At 71.9% G+C, this 19,431-nt stretch carries 19 protein-coding genes and 1 pseudogene; 10 read left to right on the forward strand and 10 right to left on the reverse strand.

The window, feature by feature from the left end; all coding sequences use genetic code 11:
• Window positions 1-75: 75 nt before the first annotated feature.
• Complete coding sequence (locus tag ACF073_RS37640) at window positions 76-594, forward strand: SixA phosphatase family protein (RefSeq protein WP_392076000.1); 519 nt, start codon at window positions 76-78, stop codon at window positions 592-594.
• Window positions 595-690: 96 nt separating this feature from the next.
• On the opposite strand, the gene serB is transcribed toward ACF073_RS37640, so the two are convergent.
• Both serB and ACF073_RS37650 read right to left on the reverse strand, forming a co-directional pair.
• The gene (gene serB / locus ACF073_RS37645; RefSeq protein ID WP_392076001.1) at window positions 691-1,899 is read right to left on the reverse strand and encodes a phosphoserine phosphatase SerB; all 1,209 of its coding nucleotides are present in this window, start codon (window positions 1,897-1,899) and stop codon (window positions 691-693) included.
• Window positions 1,900-2,160: 261 nt separating this feature from the next.
• The gene (locus ACF073_RS37650) at window positions 2,161-4,188 is read right to left on the reverse strand and encodes a streptophobe family protein (protein WP_392076002.1); all 2,028 of its coding nucleotides are present in this window, start codon (window positions 4,186-4,188) and stop codon (window positions 2,161-2,163) included.
• A 241-nt stretch (window positions 4,189-4,429) separates the two neighbouring features.
• On the opposite strand from ACF073_RS37650, the gene ACF073_RS37655 reads away from it, so the two are divergent.
• Window positions 4,430-7,012: an FHA domain-containing protein gene (locus tag ACF073_RS37655; RefSeq protein WP_392076003.1), complete on the forward strand. Its 2,583-nt coding sequence runs from the start codon at window positions 4,430-4,432 to the stop codon at window positions 7,010-7,012.
• A 94-nt stretch (window positions 7,013-7,106) separates the two neighbouring features.
• Here the strand turns inward: ACF073_RS37655 and ACF073_RS37660 are convergent, their stop codons facing one another.
• The 3 genes from ACF073_RS37660 to ACF073_RS37670 all read right to left on the reverse strand — a co-directional run bounded on the left by ACF073_RS37660 (window position 7,107) and on the right by ACF073_RS37670 (window position 9,919).
• Complete coding sequence (locus ACF073_RS37660) at window positions 7,107-7,844, reverse strand: transglycosylase SLT domain-containing protein (protein WP_392076004.1); 738 nt, start codon at window positions 7,842-7,844, stop codon at window positions 7,107-7,109.
• 312 nt (window positions 7,845-8,156) lie between these two features.
• Window positions 8,157-9,227 carry an S-adenosylmethionine:tRNA ribosyltransferase-isomerase gene (locus ACF073_RS37665; protein WP_392076005.1) on the reverse strand — a complete coding sequence of 357 codons (1,071 nt, stop codon included), beginning with the start codon at window positions 9,225-9,227 and terminating at the stop codon, window positions 8,157-8,159.
• Window positions 9,224-9,919 (reverse strand): SDR family NAD(P)-dependent oxidoreductase, encoded by a 696-nt coding sequence (locus ACF073_RS37670; protein WP_392076006.1) that lies wholly within the window; start codon window positions 9,917-9,919, stop codon window positions 9,224-9,226. Before ACF073_RS37670 ends, ACF073_RS37665 begins: the two co-directional genes overlap by 4 nt.
• A 235-nt stretch (window positions 9,920-10,154) precedes the next feature.
• Between ACF073_RS37670 and ACF073_RS37675 the strand changes: the two genes are divergently transcribed.
• From ACF073_RS37675 to ACF073_RS37690, 4 genes and pseudogenes are all read left to right on the forward strand, one after another.
• Window positions 10,155-11,321 carry a GAF domain-containing sensor histidine kinase gene (locus ACF073_RS37675; RefSeq protein ID WP_392076007.1) on the forward strand — a complete coding sequence of 389 codons (1,167 nt, stop codon included), beginning with the start codon at window positions 10,155-10,157 and terminating at the stop codon, window positions 11,319-11,321.
• Window positions 11,314-11,955 carry a response regulator gene (locus ACF073_RS37680; RefSeq protein ID WP_392076008.1) on the forward strand — a complete coding sequence of 214 codons (642 nt, stop codon included), beginning with the start codon at window positions 11,314-11,316 and terminating at the stop codon, window positions 11,953-11,955. The genes ACF073_RS37675 and ACF073_RS37680 overlap by 8 nt, the downstream gene beginning before the upstream one ends.
• A 168-nt stretch (window positions 11,956-12,123) precedes the next feature.
• Window positions 12,124-12,369 (forward strand): chaplin, encoded by a 246-nt coding sequence (locus ACF073_RS37685; RefSeq protein WP_392076009.1) that lies wholly within the window; start codon window positions 12,124-12,126, stop codon window positions 12,367-12,369.
• Between the two features lie 202 nt (window positions 12,370-12,571).
• Window positions 12,572-12,778, forward strand: a pseudogene (locus ACF073_RS37690) (chaplin family protein); the annotation flags it as partial.
• A 119-nt stretch (window positions 12,779-12,897) separates the two neighbouring features.
• Here the strand turns inward: ACF073_RS37690 and ACF073_RS37695 are convergent.
• On the reverse strand, window positions 12,898-13,686 hold the full coding sequence (locus tag ACF073_RS37695) for a hypothetical protein (RefSeq protein WP_392076010.1): 789 nt from the start codon (window positions 13,684-13,686) through the stop codon (window positions 12,898-12,900).
• Between the two features lie 149 nt (window positions 13,687-13,835).
• Here ACF073_RS37695 and ACF073_RS37700 point away from each other — a divergent pair, with 149 nt between their 5' ends.
• From ACF073_RS37700 to ACF073_RS37710, 3 genes are all read left to right on the forward strand, one after another.
• The gene (locus ACF073_RS37700; protein WP_392076011.1) at window positions 13,836-14,633 is read left to right on the forward strand and encodes an ABC transporter ATP-binding protein; all 798 of its coding nucleotides are present in this window, start codon (window positions 13,836-13,838) and stop codon (window positions 14,631-14,633) included.
• A gap of 70 nt (window positions 14,634-14,703) precedes the next feature.
• Complete coding sequence (locus ACF073_RS37705) at window positions 14,704-15,135, forward strand: NfeD family protein (RefSeq protein WP_392076012.1); 432 nt, start codon at window positions 14,704-14,706, stop codon at window positions 15,133-15,135.
• A 124-nt stretch (window positions 15,136-15,259) separates the two neighbouring features.
• Window positions 15,260-16,219 (forward strand): SPFH domain-containing protein, encoded by a 960-nt coding sequence (locus ACF073_RS37710; protein ID WP_392076013.1) that lies wholly within the window; start codon window positions 15,260-15,262, stop codon window positions 16,217-16,219.
• Between the two features lie 72 nt (window positions 16,220-16,291).
• Here the strand turns inward: ACF073_RS37710 and ACF073_RS37715 are convergent, their stop codons facing one another.
• From ACF073_RS37715 to ACF073_RS37725, 3 genes are all read right to left on the reverse strand, one after another.
• A complete protein-coding gene (locus ACF073_RS37715) occupies window positions 16,292-16,798 on the reverse strand; it encodes an HNH endonuclease (protein ID WP_392076014.1) in 507 nt (168 codons plus the stop codon).
• Between the two features lie 168 nt (window positions 16,799-16,966).
• Window positions 16,967-17,506 (reverse strand): YbhB/YbcL family Raf kinase inhibitor-like protein, encoded by a 540-nt coding sequence (locus ACF073_RS37720; protein ID WP_392076015.1) that lies wholly within the window; start codon window positions 17,504-17,506, stop codon window positions 16,967-16,969.
• 45 nt (window positions 17,507-17,551) lie between these two features.
• Window positions 17,552-18,334 (reverse strand): sporulation protein, encoded by a 783-nt coding sequence (locus ACF073_RS37725; RefSeq protein WP_392076016.1) that lies wholly within the window; start codon window positions 18,332-18,334, stop codon window positions 17,552-17,554.
• A 100-nt stretch (window positions 18,335-18,434) separates the two neighbouring features.
• Between ACF073_RS37725 and ACF073_RS37730 the strand changes: the two genes are divergently transcribed.
• The gene (locus ACF073_RS37730) at window positions 18,435-19,085 is read left to right on the forward strand and encodes a DNA-3-methyladenine glycosylase (protein WP_392076017.1); all 651 of its coding nucleotides are present in this window, start codon (window positions 18,435-18,437) and stop codon (window positions 19,083-19,085) included.
• A gap of 154 nt (window positions 19,086-19,239) precedes the next feature.
• Here ACF073_RS37730 and ACF073_RS37735 read toward each other — a convergent pair.
• The coding region (locus ACF073_RS37735) for a hypothetical protein (protein ID WP_392076018.1) at window positions 19,240-19,431 on the reverse strand (192 nt) is incomplete at its 5' end.

Raw genomic sequence — 19,431 nt, forward strand, 5'->3', positions numbered from 1 at the left:
CAAGCCCCGTCGCGCGGTGAACCCGCATGTCAACTCCCTGCGCCGGGTGGCCTGTTTCATGCGAAGCTGGGTGACATGAGCGTCGCTGAACCCCGCAGGATCGTCCTCTTCCGGCATGCGAAAGCCGACTGGCCCCAGGTCCCCGACCATGAGCGCCCGCTCGCCGAGCGGGGCCGTACGGACGCCGCAGTCGCCGGACGCAAGCTGGCCGACACCGGCATCACCTTCGACCGGGCCCTGTGCTCCACGGCGATCCGTACCCGCGAGACCTGGAAGCTCGCCGTCCACGAGCTGTCGCACCGGCCGAAAACCGTCTACGAGGAGCGGGTCTACGAGGCCTCGCCCGGCGAGCTGATCGCCGTGCTCAACGAGCTTCCCGACGACGTGCACAACGTGATCCTGATCGGCCACAACCCGGGCGTGCACGGCCTGGCGGAGATCCTGACCGGTTCGGCCGACGACGACGCGGGCGAACGGATGAAGCGCCGCGGCTTCCCCGCCGCCGCCTTCGCCGTGCTGACCTTCGAGGGCCCCTGGAAGGGCGTCGAGCCCGGGGTGGGCACGCTCGTGGACTACTGGGCGCCCTCCGAGTGACGGCGGTCCGGTGCCGGCACCGGCGCCGGACGACGCGGGGCCCGGCACCCCAGGGGTGCCGGGCCCTCCCGGGAACGGGACGCGGGCCGGGCCCGCTCAGTCCTCGTCGTGCGTGTCGGCGGCCTCGACCTCTTCCCGGGTGACGCCGAGGAGGTACAGGACCGTGTCGAGGAAGGGGAAGTTCACCGCCGTGTGCGCCGCCTCCCGCACCACCGGCTTGGCATTGAAGGCCACGCCGAGGCCCGCCGCGTTCAGCATGTCCAGGTCATTGGCGCCGTCGCCGATCGCCACCGTCTGCGACAGCGGCACCCCGGCCTCAGCGGCGAACCGGCGCAGCAGCCGTGCCTTGCCCGCCCGGTCCACGATCTCGCCGGTGACCCGGCCGGTCAGCTTTCCGTCGACGATCTCCAGCGTGTTGGCCTGCGCGAAGTCCAGGCCCAGCCGCTCCTTGAGATCGTCGGTGACCTGGGTGAATCCTCCGGAGACGACTCCCACCTGGTAGCCGAGCCGCTTCAGGGTCCGGATCAGGGTGCGCGCGCCCGGGGTCAGCCGGACCTCCTTGCGGACCTTGTCCACCACCGACGCGTCCAGCCCCTTCAACAGCGCCACCCGCGCGTGCAGCGACTGCTCGAAGTCCAGCTCCCCGCGCATCGCCGCTGCCGTCACCTCGGCGACCTGGTCCTCGCAGCCGGCGTGGGCGGCGAACAGCTCGATGACCTCGTCCTGGATCAGGGTCGAGTCCACGTCCATGACCACGAGCCGCTGGGCCCGACGGTGCAGACCGGCCGAGACCACCGCGACATCGACACCCAGTGCCGCCGCGTCGGAAGCGAGGGCCGTGCGCAGCGGCTCGGTCTCCACTCCGGACACCGCGAACTCGACCGCCGTCACCGGGTACTTCGCGAGCCGGAAGATACGGTCGATGTTGCCGCCGGCCTTCGCGATCCGGTCGGCGATGGCGGCCGTCGACTCGGCGGTGAGGGGGTGGCCGAGGACGGTCACCAGGGAGCGCCCATGACCGCGCGGACGGTTGTCGCCGTGCCCCGAGATGATCTCCGCCTGCATCTTCATCGACTCGGCCCAGCTGTGCACGGTGGACCGCAGATCGCCCTCGAGACCGGCCGGCGGCTGGGTCACCAGCACGCACAGCACCAGGCGGCCCCGGGTGACGACCTGCTCGATGTCGACCACGTCGACGAGGTAGGCGGCCAGGGTGTCGAACAGGCCCGCTGTGATGCCCGGCCTGTCCTTGCCGAAGATCTTGACGAGGAGAGTGGGGACCTCGGAGGTCTGCGAAGCGCTCATGGTGTCCACCACCGTATCCGGCACCCAGTGCCTCCCGCCGTCGAGGTCCGCCTGACGGACACGGAACAATGGATGGCGGGCCGGTGTCAGGGATGTTGCCGCCGGGGATCGGTTCCGGGGGCCGTGGCGGGAGCCGTCTGGGCTCCCTCACGAGGGTGCCACGGCGGGCCCCGAACGGCGATCCGCGGGGCGGCCGGCCATCGGATGCGTACGCACCGCGGTGCCCCGCCTGTCCCACTCCACCCCCTCACGCGGGCCGTTTCACCTGGGCCGTCTCGGCGCCCCGGGCGGTGGAGGCGGGGGCGGCGGCCCGTCGTCCGGCGTCTGCGGCGGCACCTCGCCCGATCGCGGTGCCGGTCGCCTCCGGGGCGGCGGGGGAGGAGGACCGTGCGGCCCGGCGACGGTGGGGGCACCGTAGACGTCCGGCCCGGCAGCCGGCTCCGGCCTGGCAGCCGGCTCCGGCCTGGCCGTCGGCTCCTGCCCGGCCGCCGGCGGCCAGATGTCCCGCGGCTCCTCGGGCAGCCGCAGATACGGGTTGGTGTCGGGGTTCGGCGGCCGGTACGGCCTGCTCGGTGTGTACGGCCCCGCTTCGGCCCCGGCCACGGAGCGCCCGGCACTGCCGCCACCGCCGCCGTACACGGAGTCGCTCCGCCCGCCCTGGTCGTACCGCGCGACCCTGCCCGGCGCCGCATCGCGCGGGCCGAACCCGGGACCTTCGCCCGACCCGCTCCGCGCGCCGTACCCGGAACCTCCGCCCGGGCTCCCGCTCCGCTCGCCGTACCCCCCGCCCCCGCCCGGACTCACCCCCACCGCCCCCGAAGCCCCAACCGACCCCACCGCATCTGCCACACCCACCGAGCCCGCCGAGCCCACCACCCCCACCGACCCCACCACCCGAGCAGCCGCCGCCACCCCCGCCCCCGCCGCCCCGGTCAGCCACGCCAGCAGGGCCCCCGCCGCGCCCGCGCCCGTGCCCCAGGCGGCGCCCAGCAGCAGGGCCGTGCCCAGGTGGCCGTGCAGGTCGAGGCCCGCGCCGAAGGCGTCGAAGCCGAGGACGGACAGGCCGGCGTCCGCGGACACGTCCGTCAGCCATGCGAGGAGAGGGAGGGCGAGGGCGCTCGTGACCCCCAGCCGCAGCGCGCACCGGCCGGCGAGGCCGAGGGCGCTGTCGGCGGGCCGTGCCACCGGGGTGCGCACCGCCGTCAGGATCCCGGCCAGCAGGATCATCAGCACCGCGGCCACCGCCAGCAGCCACACCCGCCCGTCAAGGCCGGCCAGCCGGCCCACCGTGACGGGCCGATCGGCGTGCCCGTCGAGGAGCTGGTCCAGCGGATGCGGGAGCACGGCGTGGAGAACGCCGGTGGCCCGGCCGTCCCAGGGGACGAACAGGCCGAGGGGCACGCCGAGCCAGACGCCGTTCGGGGCGCCGAGCAGCGCCGCGCCGGCGATCCGCCGCGGGTGGTCGTCGCCGATCGCCGCGTACGCTGCCGCCGCGAGCCCCGCGGCGACGGCCAGCAGCAGCACGGTGACGAGCGCCGAGACCGCCGGCCGCACCACCCGGTGCACGACCGACCAGCCGGGCGGCAGGAGAGTGCGGCGGGAGGCGAGCAGCGCGACCAGCAGGACGCCGGCGCACCAGCCGAGGCCGCCGAGGAGGGTGGCCGGGGTGTCCACGGTGAAGCCGACGGCCGCCTTGGCGTCGATCAGGTCACCGATCCGGTCCGGCAGCAGGCCGCTCACGTCCCCCAGGCCGGGGAGGTTCAGCCCGCCGCCTCCCGCGTCACCCGCGCCCGGCAGGCCGTCGAGGCCGATCGAGCCGCCGTCGATCGAGCCGCCGTCGATGGTGATGACGTCGTGGCCGGCCCAGGCCAGACCGCCGAGCGTCGCCACGAAGAGCGCCACCACCGTGGCCGCGCGCGCGAGGAGTTCGGCCGGTGCGATGACAACTCCGGCCGCGCGCAGGGACCGTAGGAAGAACCACGACAGCAGCAGTGCTCCGACGAGGCTCACCCCGAGTGGCGTGATCTCGACGGCGGTGTGCGCCTCTGCGCCTTTCAGTCCGAAGGCGGACACATCGCCCGCCGGAGAGACCGAACCACCCGCCCCGAGCGCCACAACAGCCGCCGTCATGGGGCCGAGCGAGCCCGCCGTGTCGGCCCGCAGCAGATGCAGGCCGAGCGCGGCCGTGCCGGCCATGCCGATCAAAGCCCAGCTCACGGCGGCGACCGCGGACAGTACGACGTTCAACCAGGGCACCCGGGCAGGGTGCCGTACGGTCTCGACGCCCATGGCAGCACTCATCGCAGACCCCCCGATCCACGCCGCGGCGCTTGTCCCCCTCGCGGGGATTACCACTCTCCGGCCCGGTTTCAACCCCGTCAACGGGGCGAGTTGGAGCGCGCGTCGGCGCTCCTGGCAAGGCCCGGGTTTCAGTCAGGGGGCCAAGCCTGAAATAGTTCCCCACGATGTTCGACATCCCTAGACTCCCTGTGATGGGGGAAATTCGGGGGACAACTCAGTGGGGCATGGAGTGCCGGAACTCGTACTGGAATCAAACGGACGGACCTGGACGCTCGACCCGTCCAGGCCATATACCCTCGGCCGCGATCCGCAGGGTGACATCGTCTTCGACGACGCCAGGGTCTCCTGGCGGCACGCCACGGTCAGCTTCGACGGCCGCAGTTGGGTCATCGAGGACCATGGCAGCACCAACGGCACGTTCGTGCAGGGGCAGCGGATCCAGCACATGGAGATCGGCGCCGGCTCCTCGCTGCATCTCGGCAACGCGACCGACGGACCGCGGCTGAATCTGTCGGCGGCCACGGCCGCGGTCGGCGGCGCGGGCCAGCAGCCGCAGGCGGCGGCGCCGTACGCAGCGCAGGGCGCCGGAGCACCGGGCTGGGCCCAGCAGGCGGCGCCGCAGCAGGCGGTGCCCCACCAGGCACAGGCACCGCAGGCGGGGTGGCAGCAGGCGCCGCAACCCCAGCAGGCGCAGCCGTCCGCCTTCCCGCAGCAGGCCGGCCCCGCCGAGCCGTACGCGCAGCAGGCACCCGGTGGTGGCGCGGGGGCGCCGCCGGTCCACGGCGACCGCAGCCCGACCACGTTCCACCAGTTCGCGCTCGGCCGCGTGATGCGCATCGGCCGTGCCCTGGAGAACGAACTGGTCGTCTCCGACCTGCAGGTCTCCCGGAACCACGCCGAGTTCCACGTCACGCCCGACGGCCGCTTCGAGATCCGTGACCTGGGCTCGCACAACGGCACCTACGTCAACGGCCAGCCGATCGCGAAGGGCGGCTCGGCGCTGCTCGGCCCGAGCGACATCGTCGGCGTCGGCCACTCCACCTTCCGGATCGTCGGCGACCGCCTCGAGGAGTTCGTCGACACCGGTGAGGTCTCCTTCTCGGCCCGCCATCTGACCGTCACGGTCGACGGCGGCAAGCAGATCCTCAAGGACGTCTCCTTCGGCGTCCCCGAGAAGTCGCTGATCGCCGTGATCGGCCCGTCCGGATCCGGCAAGTCGACCCTGCTCAAGGCGCTGACCGGCTACCGGCCGGCCAACCAGGGCGAGGTGCTCTACGACAACCGGAACCTGTACAAGCAGTTCGCCGAGCTGCGCCAGCGCATCGGTCTGGTCCCGCAGGACGACATCCTGCACAAGGAGCTGACCGTCAAGAAGGCCCTGAAGTACGCGGCCAAGCTGCGCTTCCCGGCCGACACCACGGCGCAGGAGCGCGACGCCCGCATCGACGAGGTGCTGCGCGAGCTGAAGCTGGACATCCACAAGGACAAGAAGGTCACGTCCCTGTCCGGCGGCCAGCGCAAGCGTGTCTCCGTCGCCCTCGAACTGCTCACCAAGCCGTCGCTGATCTTCCTGGACGAGCCGACCTCCGGTCTCGACCCGGGCATGGACCGGGACGTCATGCAGCTGCTGCGCGGCCTCGCCGACGACGGCCGTACGGTCCTCGTCGTCACGCACTCGGTGGCCGAGCTGGCGCTGTGCGACAAGCTGCTGGTGATGGCGCCGGGCGGTGCGGTCGCCTACTTCGGGCCGCCGGAGGAGGCGCTGAACTTCTTCGGCTACGACAGCTGGGCCGATGTCTTCTCCGCCTTCGAGAACTACCGCGACTACGACTGGGCGGGCCGCTGGAAGGGCTCGCAGCACTACCAGATGTACGCCGCGGAGATCGACGCGATCGCCCCGCAGTCCGTACCCATGCCTCCGCCGCAGGCGATGAAGCCGCCCAAGCCGCAGAGCTGGGGCTCGCAGCTGATGACCCTGATCCGGCGCTATGTGTCGGTCATCGCCTCCGACAAGGGCTTCCTGCTGCTGACGGTGATCCTGCCCGCGGTCCTCGGCGCGGTCAGCCTGCTGATCGACAGCGACAAGGGCCTGCTGGTCAACGAGGCGGTCAACCCGCGCACCGGCCAGCACGTCCCGAACGGCACGGCCACGACCGTGCTGCTGATCCTCGCGGTCGGCGCGTGCTTCGCCGGCGCGGCGAACTCCGTGCGTGAGCTGATCAAGGAACGGGTCATCTACGAGCGGGAGCGCGCCACCGGCCTGTCCCGGTCGGCGTACCTGATGTCGAAGGTGGTCGTGCTGGGCGCGGTCACCGTGCTCCAGGGGCTGATGGTCGGCCTGATCGGCTTCTCCAGCCGGGAGATCCCCGGGGAGGGCCTGGTCCTCGGCAGCTCGACGCTGTTCGAGCTGTGCCTGCCGATCATGGCGCTCGGCTTCACCTCTATGATGGTCGGCCTGGTGATCTCCTCGCTGGTGAAGACGGCCGAGAAGACCATGCCGCTGCTCGTGATGTTCGCGATCGTCCAGGTCGTCTTCACCGGCTGCCTCTTCACCCTGCACGGCACGCTCGGCGTCAACGAGTTCTCGTACCTGATGCCGTCGCGCTGGGCGGTCGCCGCGGCCGGCACCACGCTGGACTTCAACAACATCGCCCCGAACACCGACGACCCGGGCAACACCGACCCGCTGTGGGACCACGCGGCCTCGTCCTGGGGTCTGGACATGGCGGCGCTGATCGTGCTCGGTGTCGTCTGCGGCTTCTTCGTGTCCCGCTTCCTGCGCCGCCACGAACCGGAGGTCATGCGCAAGTAACCGCGTCCGTACGACGCCGAAGGGCGGCACCCCATGAGGGGGTGCCGCCCTTCGGCGTCACGTCGTCGCGTCGTCGAGGTCCCGCGCCAGGGCCTCAGTACGCGCTGTTGACGTTGTCGATCGAGCCGTACTTGTCGGCCGCGTAGTTGGCGGCGGCGGTGATGTTGGCGACCGGGTCGTAGATGTTCCAGGACGTGCCCGGGACGTGGTACGCCGCGAAGGTCGGCGGGATGACCTGGAGCAGGCCCTTGGACGGGATGCCGTTGACCGCGTTGACGTCCCAGTTGTTGATGGCCATGGGGTTGCCGGAGGACTCCCGCATGATGTTCTTGTGCAGGCCGTTGTAGCTGCCCGGGATGCCCTTGGACTTCATGATGTCCAGGGCCTGGCGGATCCAGCCGTCGAGGGTGTTCGAGTAGGTCTTCGCGGCGACCAGCTGAATCTCGGGGCGCTGCGCGGAGCGGGTGGCGGTCTGCTGCTGGGCGGTGCGCGCCTGCACGGCCTTCCGCGCGGCGGCCTTCTTCAGCGCGGCGGCCTCGGCGGCCTTCTTGGCGGCGGCGTCGGCGGCCTTCTTCTGCGCAGCGATGGTGTCGAGCTTGACGTTCGCGGCCGCGAGCTGGTCGGTGACCGTGCCCTTGACGTTGTGCAGGACGGTGCCGGAGGCGACCTGGGCGGGAGCGGCGGGGGCGCCGGTGGTCACGGTCTCGGCGTTGCCGGGGGCCGCCGAGAGGACGATGGCGGCGGTGCCGAGTGCGGCGACACCGGCGACGGCGATCTTGCGCTGCTTGGTCAGCGTACGACTATGAGCACGGGCGAAGATGTTCTTGGGCATGGCGATGGACCTCTTCGAATAGCGCGGAGGTCGCTCCTGCATCCGCCGGAGGAATCGGCTCCTCCCGCACGAACACCCCGGGACGGATCCCGAGGCGCTGAGCGACGGAGCAATTCTTAGCGGGCGCAAAATGCCCAGGCAAAGGTGTGACGTACGATCCTCGATAGTGGAGCGGGGAAGGGCAAAATAGGACAGACGGGGCCGTCTGCCCCGTTCAGTTGGGAGGGTTTATCTCCTATGCGCCGTCGTACGTGATGTAGGCCCTATGTGCGGGCTCACATGCAAAACCGGACTAGGTCACCGCGCGTTGCCTTAGCAACGCTCTGTGTGAGGGTCCTCCTCCGGGAGGATGAGATGGACGTCGCCGAACTCGTGCCAGAGGTAGAGCGCACGCAGCGCCTCCTCGTAGGCACGGTGGACCGCCGCCCGTCCCGCGATCGCCTCCAGCATCAGCAGATGCGAGGCCGCCGGCTCGTGCAGCCCGGTCAGCAGCCCCCGCACCACCCGCACCCCGCGCCCGGGCGTGACCACCAGGTCCGTCCACCCCCCGGCCGCCCGCACCACCCCGTCCGGCCCGGTGGCCGACTCCACGGCCCGCACGGCCGTCGTCCCGACCGCGATCACCCTGCCGCCCCCCGCGGCGGCGTTGCCGATGAGCCGAGCGGACGCCTCCGGCACCGCGAACCGCTCCGGATACGGCGGCTCGTGCGCCTCCGCCGACGAGACCCCCGTGTGCAGCGTGACCGGCGCGAACTGCACCCCCCGGCTCACCAGCTCCGCCACCAGCCGCGCCGTGAAGGGCCGGGCCGCGCTCGGCATCTCCGCACTGCCCGCCCCGTCCGGTGACGGCAGCGCGAACACCGTCTGATAGACGGAGAGCGGCTGGTCCCGCTCCGTATAGGAGTAACGGACGGGCCGCCCGTGCTCCCACAGCACCTCCCGTACGTCCGGTCCGGCGGCCCGCGCCCACCACAGCCGCTCCCCGCGCGCGTCCAGCGGCTCCTGAAGCAGCAGCCTGCCCCCGCCCGGCAGCGACACCTCCGTTCCCGCGTGCGAGCCCGCACGCGCACGCGTGGTACCGCGCCCGTCCGGCTCCCGCACCTCGACCGCCCACCGCCCGTCGTCCCCGCGCGTGGAGAAGTGCACCACCACGCGCGCGTGCCCGATCCGCCCGTCCACCGCCGCCGCCAGCGTCCGCGAGGTGTTCACCACCAGCACGTCCCCGGCCCGCAGCAGCTCCGGCAGCTCGCGGAAGGCGTGATGCGCCACCTCCGTACCGCGCGACACCAGCAGCCGTACGGAGTCCCGGTCGAGCCCCGGCCCGCGCTGCTCGACCGGCAGCCGCGCGGACAGCTCGCCGGGCACCCTCAGCACGGCCGTCATCGCCCCTCCACCAGAGAGGGCGCCGCATACCGCCCGCTCACCGGCCGCTCGTCCAGCAGCCGCAGAAAGGCCGGTACGACCTCGGCGGGCGCCGGCCGCGGATCCTCGTCGCCCGGTACGGCCGCCGCGTACAGGTCCGTCGCCATGTCCCCGGGGTCCACCGCCCACACCCGCAGCCCCGGCTCCTCCGCGCCCAGCACCGCGGCGAGCTGGTCCAGGGCGGCCTTCGAGGCGCCGTAGCCGCCCCAGGTCGCGTACGCCTCCGCCGCCGCGTCCGAGCTGACCGCGATCACCGCGCCCGCCGGCGACGCCTGAAGCAGGGGCAGTGCCTCCTGGACCAGGCCGAGCGCCGCCACCGCGTTCACCTCCAGCGCCTGCCGCAGCCCCTCCAGCGGCAGCTCCGCCAGCCGCACCAGCGGCTCGGCCCCCAGCGCGCTCGCATTGCTCACCACCAGGTCGACACCGCCCAGCCGCCACGCGGCGGCCACGAGCGCGGCCCGGTGCCCGCCGTCCGCGACGTCCCCGGGCAGCGCCGTCACCCGGGTGCCGTGCCGCCCGACGGCACCGGCGGCCTCCTGGAGGGCGCCCGCGCCCCGCGCGTCGAGCACCAGATCCCAGCCCCGCGCGGCCAGCGCCTCGGCGAGCGCCCGCCCCAGGCCCTTCGAGGCCCCCGTGATGATCGCCACCGGCATGACTTCCGTCCCCTCGTCGCCCACCGCCCGCTCGGGCGGTGACCACACCGTAGGAACGGCACCGGCCGCGCCGCCTCGGACGCGGGCCGCAGAACACCGGGGCCCTTCGGCGTACGCCCCTGGGCCCCGCGTCCCGGACCCAGCGGCCTACGCCACCGGCCCTAGGCCCAGCGGACCGGGTCCCGCCGCCACTGGTCCGATCCGCACTGTCACACCCCGCCGGTACCGTGAGGACATGAGTGAAGGCCCCCGGTCCGGCCTCGCCGCGGTGAGTTCCGCGCTGCTGGCCATGAGCAGGCATCTGGAGGTGCGCGACGTCCTCAAGACGATCGTCGCCTCCGCCCGCGAGCTGCTCGACGCGCAGTACGCCGCCCTCGGCGTCCCCGACGACCACGGCGGCTTCGCCCAGTTCGTCGTGGACGGCGTCAGCGAGGAGCAGTGGCGTGCCATCGGCCCGCTCCCGCGCCAGCACGGCATCCTCGCCGCGATGCTGCACGAGGCGAAGGCCGAGCGCCTCGCCGACGTGCGCAAGGACCCCCGCTTCGAGGGCTGGCCGGCCGCCCACCCCGACCTGGTGGACTTCCTCGGCCTGCCCATCCGCGCCGACGACGAGGTCATCGGCGCGCTCTTCCTCGCCAACAAGCTGCGCCCCGCCGAGGGACACCCCCCGTGCTCCGAGCAGGGCGGCTGCGGCTTCACGGCGCAGGACGAGGAACTGCTCGCCATCCTCGCCCAGCACGCCGCCATCGCCCTCACCAACGCCCGTCTCTACGAGCGCAGCCGTGAGCTGACCATCGCCGAGGAACGCTCCCGCCTCGCCCATGAACTGCACGACGCGGTCAGCCAGAAGCTGTTCTCCCTGCGCCTGACCGCCCAGGCGGCGGCCGCGCTCGTCGACCGCGACCCCGCCCGCGCCAAGGGCGAACTGCACCAGGTGGCCTGCCTCGCCGCCGAGGCCGCCGACGAACTGCGCGCGGCCGTCGTGGAGTTGCGGCCCGCGGCGCTGGACGAGGACGGCCTGGTCGCCACCCTGCGCACCCAGACCCAGGTCCTCGACCGCGCCCACAGCGCGCGCGTGACCTTCACCAGCAGCGGCTTCCGCGCCCTGCCCGCGGCCCAGGAGGAGGCCCTGCTCCGGGTCGCCCAGGAAGCCCTGCACAACGCCCTGCGCCACTCCGGCGCCGGCCGGGTCGACGTGAGCGTGGAACGCCGCGGCGGCGGAGCCGTGCTGCGCGTCACCGACGACGGCGGCGGCTTCGACCCGACGGCGGTCCGCCGCGCCGGCCGCCACCTCGGCCTGGTCTCGATGCGGGACCGGGCCGGCGGGGTCGGCGGCGCGCTGACCGTGGAATCGGCGCCCGGCAAGGGCACCACGATCGAGATGGAGGTCCCCGGTGGGTGAACCGATCAAGGTACTGCTGGTCGACGATCATCAGGTCGTCCGCCGGGGCCTGCGCACCTTCCTGGAGGTGCAGGACGACATCGAGGTCGTCGGCGAGGCCGCCGACGGCGTCGAGGGCGTCGCCCGCGCCGAGGAGCTGCGGCCCGACATCGTCCTCATGGACGTCAAGATGCCCGGCACGGACGGCATCGAGGCCCTGCGCAAGCTGCGTGAGCTCGGCAACCCCGCGCGCGTGCTGATCGTCACCAGCTTCACCGAGCAGCGCACGGTCGTCCCGGCCCTGCGCGCGGGCGCCGCGGGATACGTCTACAAGGACGTGGACCCCGACGCCCTCGCCGGCGCCATCCGCTCCGTGCACGCCGGCCACATCCTGCTCCAGCCGGAGGTCGCCGGCGCCCTACTCTCCCAGGAGGAGGCCACCACCGGCCAGGGCCGCGGGAGTTCGCTCACCGAGCGGGAGCGCGAGGTGCTCGGTCTGATCGCGGACGGCCGCTCCAACCGGGAGATAGCCCGCGCCCTCGTCTTGTCCGAGAAGACCGTCAAGACGCACGTCTCCAACATCCTGATGAAACTCGACCTCGCCGACCGCACCCAGGCCGCGCTGTGGGCCGTACGCCATGGCGTGACCGACTGAAACGCCCTGACCAACGCCTCACCGATGGCAACACGAAGGGTCACGGCCCGGGCTGAGATTCATACCGTCGTGGGAATGTCACCCGGATGGCGCATCCTCCGGTGATCTCCGCCGTTCTCCAGTGCGTGCCGCGGTGATCACCGCGGTGGACGTACAGGAGGGGTTGAAGTGAAGAACCTGAAGAAGGCGGCGGCCGTGACGATGGTGGCCGGTGGACTGGTGGCCGCCGGAGCGGGCCTGGCCTCCGCGCACGGTGGCAGCCAGGCCGCCGGCGAGGCCCAGCACTCCCCGGGTGTCGGCTCGGGCAACGTCGTCCAGGTCCCGGTGCACATCCCGGTGAACGCGGTCGGCAACAGCGTGAGCGTCATCGGTGTGCTGAACCCGGCCTTCGGCAACCTCGGCCTCAACCGCTGATCCCAGGCCGACGACGACCTCAGGCCCCCCGGGCGTGCCCGGGGGGCCTGTCAGGTCGCCGGCGGACTGGTCAGGACCGGCGCCGCCGGGGCCGGCGGACCGCGTACCGCGCCCCGGCATCCCGCGTCGATCGGCGCACGACCCGTGTCGATCGGCGCACGACCACGGCCGGGCCGGCAGCCGCGGCGGGAGGACCCGGCCCATGGACATCGCCGCGAGGGCCGCACTCGCCGTCACGCTGCACACCGATGCCGGTCCGGCCGCCGTCGCCGGTCCGGCCGCCGTAGGCTCGGACGCCCACGGCGCCGCCCCGCGCTCCCCGGGCGTCGCGCCCGGCCCCGTACCCCAGGTCCCGGTGCACGTCCCGCTGGCCATCGCGGGCCTCACCGCCCACCTGATCGGCGCCCCGGACCCGGCCCTGCGGCGAACACGGCCGTCAAGGACCGAAGCGACCCGGTACAGGGACCGGAGCGGCAGCGGTCCTAAGGGCGGCCCCCGGGCGGGGCGCCCGCACCGGGCACCGGCGGCTCAGCGCGCCCCCCGCTCCCGCTCCTCCACGAACGCGTTGTACGCCGCCACCTGCGCCCGCCGCGCCGTCCGCTCCACCGGCCGCAGCGCCGCTCCCCGCGCCGCCATCTCCGAGGCGCTCACCGCACCCCCGTGCCCGTTGCCGTATGCCAGCGACACCAGCAGACCCACCCGCTGCGCCAGCTCCAACACCCGTACCGCACGCGGCGGATAGCCCGGCGCCAGCACCTCACGGCCCCGCTCGGCCCGCGCCCGGTAGGCGTCGATCGCCGCCTCGGCCACCGGCCCCGACCCGGCGACGTCCAGCTTCGACAGTATCTCGGTGGCGTCCCGCAGCGCCTCCGCCAACTCCCGCTCGGCCTCGCCGAGCGACGGCACATCGGCGGGCGGCGCCTCCCGCACCGGCAGCACGCGCCAGACCACCTCGGCGTGTACATCACCGTCCGGCCCGGCCTCGAACACCTCCGGCACCAGGCCGAGCGCGGCGCCGTGGCAGACCACCGCCTCCTCGGACTCCAGCGCCCGCGCGTTGAACTCCGGCGGCCCGCTCAGCCCCAGCGGATGCCCGGGGGCGGGCAGCGCCACCCGCAGACCGGCCACCCCCAGCGTGCGCAGCCGCCCCAGCGCGAGCGTCAGCCCGACCGGAGCGGATTCCCCGGGCAGTCCCTCCACCCGGTGCACCACGTCCTCGCCCACGATGGCGAGTACGGCGTCATCCGGAGAGACAAGTCCGGCCAAAAGGGCATTTCCCCAAGCGGCAAGGCGTCCTGAACGCGGTTCCGTGAGCATGTCTCCACCCTAAGGACCGGACCGATGGAATGGAGCGGTGTACTCGTGGCGTAGATTTCATAAGGGCTGCGCCCACCGGCGCGGCGGACCCGAGCCACAGGCGTACGCGTGCCGAGACCGGCCACACTGCAAGGGGAGACAACGCGCTCATGAGCGATGTTCTGGAGCTTCAGGACGTATCCGTGGTCCGGGAGGGCCGGGCTCTCGTGGACCAGGTCTCCTGGTCGGTGAAGGAGGGCGAGCGCTGGGTCATCCTCGGCCCGAACGGCGCCGGCAAGACCACCCTCCTGAACGTCGCCTCGAGCTACCTCTTCCCCAGCAAGGGCACCGCCACCATCCTCGGCGAGACCCTAGGCAAGCCCGGCACCGACGTCTTCGAGCTGCGCCCCCGCATCGGCGTGGCCGGCATCGCCATGGCCGAGAAGCTCCCCAGGCGCCAGACCGTCCTGCAGACCGTCCTCACCGCCGCCTACGGCATGACCGCCGGCTGGCAGGAGGAGTACGACGCCGTCGACGAGCAGCGCGCCCGCGCCTTCCTCGACCGCCTCGGCATGACCGACTACCTGGAGCGGAAGTTCGGCACCCTGTCCGAGGGCGAGCGCAAGCGCACCCTCATCGCCCGCGCCCTGATGACCGACCCCGAGCTGCTCCTGCTGGACGAGCCCGCCGCCGGCCTCGACCTCGGCGGCCGCGAGGACCTGGTCCGCCGCCTCGGCCGGCTCGCGCGCGACCCCATCGCCCCCTCGATGATCATGGTCACGCACCACGTCGAGGAGATCGCCCCCGGCTTCACCCACGTGCTCATGATCCGCCAGGGCAAGGTCCTCGCCGCCGGCCCCGTCGAGCTGGAGCTGACCTCCCGCAACCTCTCCCGCTGCTTCGGCCTCCCGCTCGTCGTGGAGCAGGTCGGCGACCGCTGGACCGCCCAGGGCCTCCCGCTCTCCTGACCCGCCCGCGGCCCGCTCCGCCCCCCTTCGCGCCCTGTCCGCCGCCCGGCCGCGGACCTACCATGACCATGTGAACGACATCGACGCATGGGTGTGGTGGCTCGTCGGCGCGGCGGCACTCGGCATCCCGCTCGTGGTCACCGCCATGCCGGAGTTCGGCATGCTCGCGGTGGGAGCCCTCGCCGCGGCGGCCGTCTCCGGCCTCGGCTTCGACGCGGTCGCCCAGGTCATCGCGTTCGTCGTCGTCTCCGTCGCACTCATCGCCGTCGTCCGGCCCATCGCGGCCCGGCACAGCGCGCAACGCCCCCGACTCGCCACCGGCGTGGAGGCGTTGAAGGGCAGACAGGCCGTCGTCCTGGAACGCGTCGACGGCTCCGGCGGCCGGATCAAGCTCGCCGGAGAGATCTGGTCGGCCCGCGCCCTCGACACCGGCCGCGCCTACGAAGTCGGCCAGGAGGTGGACGTCGTGGACATCGAAGGGGCCACCGCGATCATCCTCTGAAGGACAACTCGCGGGGAACGCCTCACGAGTTGCGCGGCGGTCTGTCAGACTCGACCAGCAAGATCTTCTACAGTCATGAGATCTGCCGAAAGCGCCGAGGCGGAGAAGGGTACGGGGAACGACGATGGAACCGGTCATCATCGTCTTGATCATCCTGGTGGTGTTGGTCTTCATCGCCCTGATCAAGACCATCCAAGTGATCCCACAGGCCAGCGCCGCCATCGTCGAGCGCTTCGGCCGCTACACACGGACACTGAACGCGGGCCTCAACATCGTGGTCCCGTTCATCGACACCATCCGCAACCGCATCGACCTGCGGGAACAGGTCGTACCGTTCCCGCCGCAGCCGGTGATCACCCAGGACAACCTGGTCGTGAACATCGACACGGTCATCTACTACCAGGTCACCGACGCCCGGGCCGCCACCTATGAGGTCGCCAGCTACATCCAGGCGATCGAGCAGCTCACCGTCACCACGCTGCGCAACATCATCGGCGGCATGGACCTGGAGCGCACCCTGACCTCCCGCGAGGAGATCAACGCGGCCCTGCGCGGCGTCCTCGACGAGGCCACCGGCAAGTGGGGCATCCGCGTCAACCGCGTCGAGCTGAAGGCCATCGAGCCGCCCACCTCCATCCAGGACTCGATGGAGAAGCAGATGCGCGCCGACCGTGACAAGCGCGCGGCCATCCTCACCGCGGAAGGCACGCGGCAGGCCGCCATCCTCACCGCCGAGGGCGAGAAGCAGTCCCAGATCCTGCGCGCCGAAGGCGAGGCCAAGGCCGCCGCCCTGCGCGCCGAGGGCGAGGCCCAGGCCGTCCGTACGGTCTTCGAGGCCATCCACGCCGGCGACCCGGACCAGAAGCTGCTCAGTTACCAGTACCTCCAGATGCTCCCGAAGATCGCCGAGGGCGACGCCAACAAGCTCTGGATCGTGCCCAGCGAGATCGGCGACGCCCTCAAGGGCCTCTCCGGCGCGATGGGCAACTTCGGTTCGCTGGGCGGCGGACCGGGCAACAGCGGCTCGTCGGGCAACGGCAACGGCGGCGGTTCGGAGCGCCGCGAGAAGCCCTCGATCGACTGAGGGATCCCTACGGCGGTCCCCACGGCCCCGGTTCTCCCGCCGCGCCCCCCAGGGCGCGCGGGGAACCGCCGCCTAGGCCGCGTCCCGGGCGAGCCAGCCGGGAAGCGCGGCGAAGTCCTCCTGCCCCAGCGCCAGGAGCATCGCGTCCGCGGGAGTCGGCTCGAACGGCGCCCGCAGCAAGGCCATCCCCGCCTCCTCCGGAGTCCGGTTCGCCTTGCGGTGATTGTCCTCCGCACACGCGGCCACCGTGTTCAGCCAGGTGTCCTGCCCACCCTGCGACCGCGGCAGCACATGGTCCACCGTCGTCGCCCGACGCCCGCAGTACGCGCACCGGTGCCGGTCCCTGACCAGCACGCCCCGCCGCGACCACGGGGCTTGTCTTCGGAACGGCACCCGTACGTACCGGCACAGCCTGATCACCCGGGGCGCGGGTATGTCCACCTCGGCACCGCGCATGCGCAGCTCGGGATGGGCCTGTTCGACCACGGCCTTGTCCTGCAGCACCAGGACCACGGCTCTGTTCAGAGTCACCGTCGACAGCGGCTCGAAGCTCGCGTTCAGCACCAGCGTGTCACGCATCCAGCCCACCTCCTGTGCGCACCTGCCCACTCCCCGGCGGGCACGGATCAACTCTGGACGGGCACGCCGAGATGGACAACGCAATAAAAAATGCCCGCCTCCGATCACTTCCAAGACCGGAGACGGGCAAACGTTCCATGAACGCTCGGCTGAATCGTGGCGGGGCGGTCAGCCCTGTGCGGGGTTCTCGTACTCACCGATCAACTGGGCACGCGCGATGGCGTGGAACCGCAGGTTGAAGCCGACGACGGCCGGCGAGACGTCCGCGTCCGGGCCCAGCTTCTCCTGGTCCACCGCGTACACCGTGAAGACGTACCGGTGCGGGCCGTCCCCGGGCGGCGGCGCGGCACCGCCGAAGTCCTTCGTCCCGTAGTCGTTCCTCACCTGCACGGCGCCCGTGGGCAACCCCTCGAACTTGCCGCTGCCCGCACCCGCCGGCAGCTCGGTCACCGAGGCCGGGATGTCGAACAGGACCCAGTGCCAGAACCCGCTGCCGGTCGGCGCGTCGGGGTCGTAGCAGGTCACGGCGAAGCTCCTGGTCTCGGGCGGGAAGCCCTCCCAGCGCAGCTGCGGCGAGGTGTTGCCCTCCGCCTGGACCTGGGCGCTCTTGAGCGTCGCACCCTCCTCGACGTCCTCGCTCGTCACCGTGAACGACGGCACGGGCGGATGGAAGTCATGGGGGAGCGGCCGCCGCTTGAGCTCGGTCACCTCGGTACCTCCTGATCGATGATCTGGAACCAGCAGTTCCCGAGCCTAGAACCAGTTGCGCTTGCTGCCGACCTCGGACAGCCACTGGTTGAGGTAAGCCGCCCAGTCGGTCGCCTGCCAGTCGTCAAGACCCACCTGGAAGGACCGGAACGTGTCCGAGCCCTCGCTGAACAGACCCGGCTTCTTGTCCATCTCCAGGACGACGTCCATCGCGTGCGCGTCGGCCACGAAGCTCAGCTCGACCTGGTTCAGCCCCCGGTACTGCGACGGCGGGAAGAACTCGATCTCCTGGTAGAACGGCAGCGTCTGCCGCGTACCCCGGATGCGGCCGCGCTCCATGTCCGCGTTCTTGAAGCGGAAGCCCAGCTGGATGAAGGCGTCCAGGATCGCCTTCTGCGCCGGCAGCGGGTGCACGTTGATCGGGTCCAGGTCGCCGGAGTCCACGGCCCGCGCGATCGCCAGCTCGGTGGTGACACCGATGTGCATCCCGCGCAGCGACTGCCCGTCGATCATGGTGACCGGCGTCTCCCAGGGGATCTCGAGCCCGAACGGCACCGCGTGCACGGCACCCGCCTGCAGCTCGAAGGCACCGCCGAGCTGCACCTTGGTGAACTCGATGTCCTGCTTGTACTCCTGGTCGCCGCTCTCCACCTCGACCTTGGCCTGCAGGCCGACGGACAGCCCCTCGATGGCCTGGTTCACGGACCCGCCCTGGATCCGCACCTCACCCTGGACGACACCGCCCGGCACCACGTTGACCTCGGTCAGCACCGTCTCGACCGACGCCCCGCCGGCCCCCAGGCTCGCGAGCAGCTTCTTGAACGCCATGACTCTCCCTTTACGAATGGACCCTCGTCCCGTACCAACGCGATCCGCCCCCGCCCGGTTCCGCCGACGGGGTGTCCCGTCTGGACTACCCTCGGACCGCATGATCGTGCCCCCGGACCGTACGCCACTGCCCCGCACCTTCTTCGACCGCCCGGTCCTGGACGTCGCCCCGGATCTCCTCGGCCGCGTCCTGGTCCGGACCACCCCCGACGGCCCGATCGCACTCCGTATCACCGAGGTGGAGGCCTACGACGGCCCCAACGACCCCGGCTCCCACGCCTACCGCGGCCGCACGGCCCGCAACGCGGTGATGTTCGGTCCGCCCGGACACGTATACGTCTACTTCACCTACGGCATGTGGCACTGCATGAACCTCGTCTGCGGGCCCGAGGGCCGGGCGAGCGCCGTACTGCTTCGCGCGGGCGAGGTGGTCGAGGGCACCGAGCTGGCCCGCAAGCGGCGTGTTTCGGCCCGGAACGATATGGAACTGGCCAAGGGCCCGGCCCGGTTGGCGACGGCGCTGGAGGTCGACCGGGCGCTGGACGGCGCGGACGCGTGCGCGTCGGGCGAGACCCCCCTGAGGATGCTGAGCGGCACGTCCGTCCCCTCCGACCAGGTACGCAGCGGTCCCCGTACCGGTGTCGCCGGTGAGGGCGGCAACGGCGACCTGCATCCGTGGCGCTACTGGGTCGCCGATGACCGGACCGTCAGCCCCTACCGGGCGCATGTACCGAGGCGTCGCTCAAGTTGACGCGGCCTGTCGAGGTGCGTAATGTATCCCGAGCCGCTGAACCGGGTACGGCAATCGCCTGCAGCCGGAGCGGCCATCCACTACTCAGCTACAACCCCTCAGCGGGGTCGATTTCGGCGTGCTCGCATGCCCTAATTCGAACCCGCAAGGCCGATTATGAGCCGCCGAGGAAATCAGCTAAAGTAGTGAACGTCGAAAGGCCGGAGGCGAAAGCCGAAAGCCCGCAGACAAATCCCGCCGACAGGGAATCGGAACGGAAACGGTCTGATAGAGTCGGAACCGCCGGAAAGGGAAACGCGAGAGCGAGAACCTGGAAAGCACCGAGGAAATCGGATCGAGAAAAGAT

Source organism: Streptomyces sp. NPDC015171 (assembly GCF_043079545.1).
GTDB lineage: Bacteria > Actinomycetota > Actinomycetes > Streptomycetales > Streptomycetaceae > Streptomyces.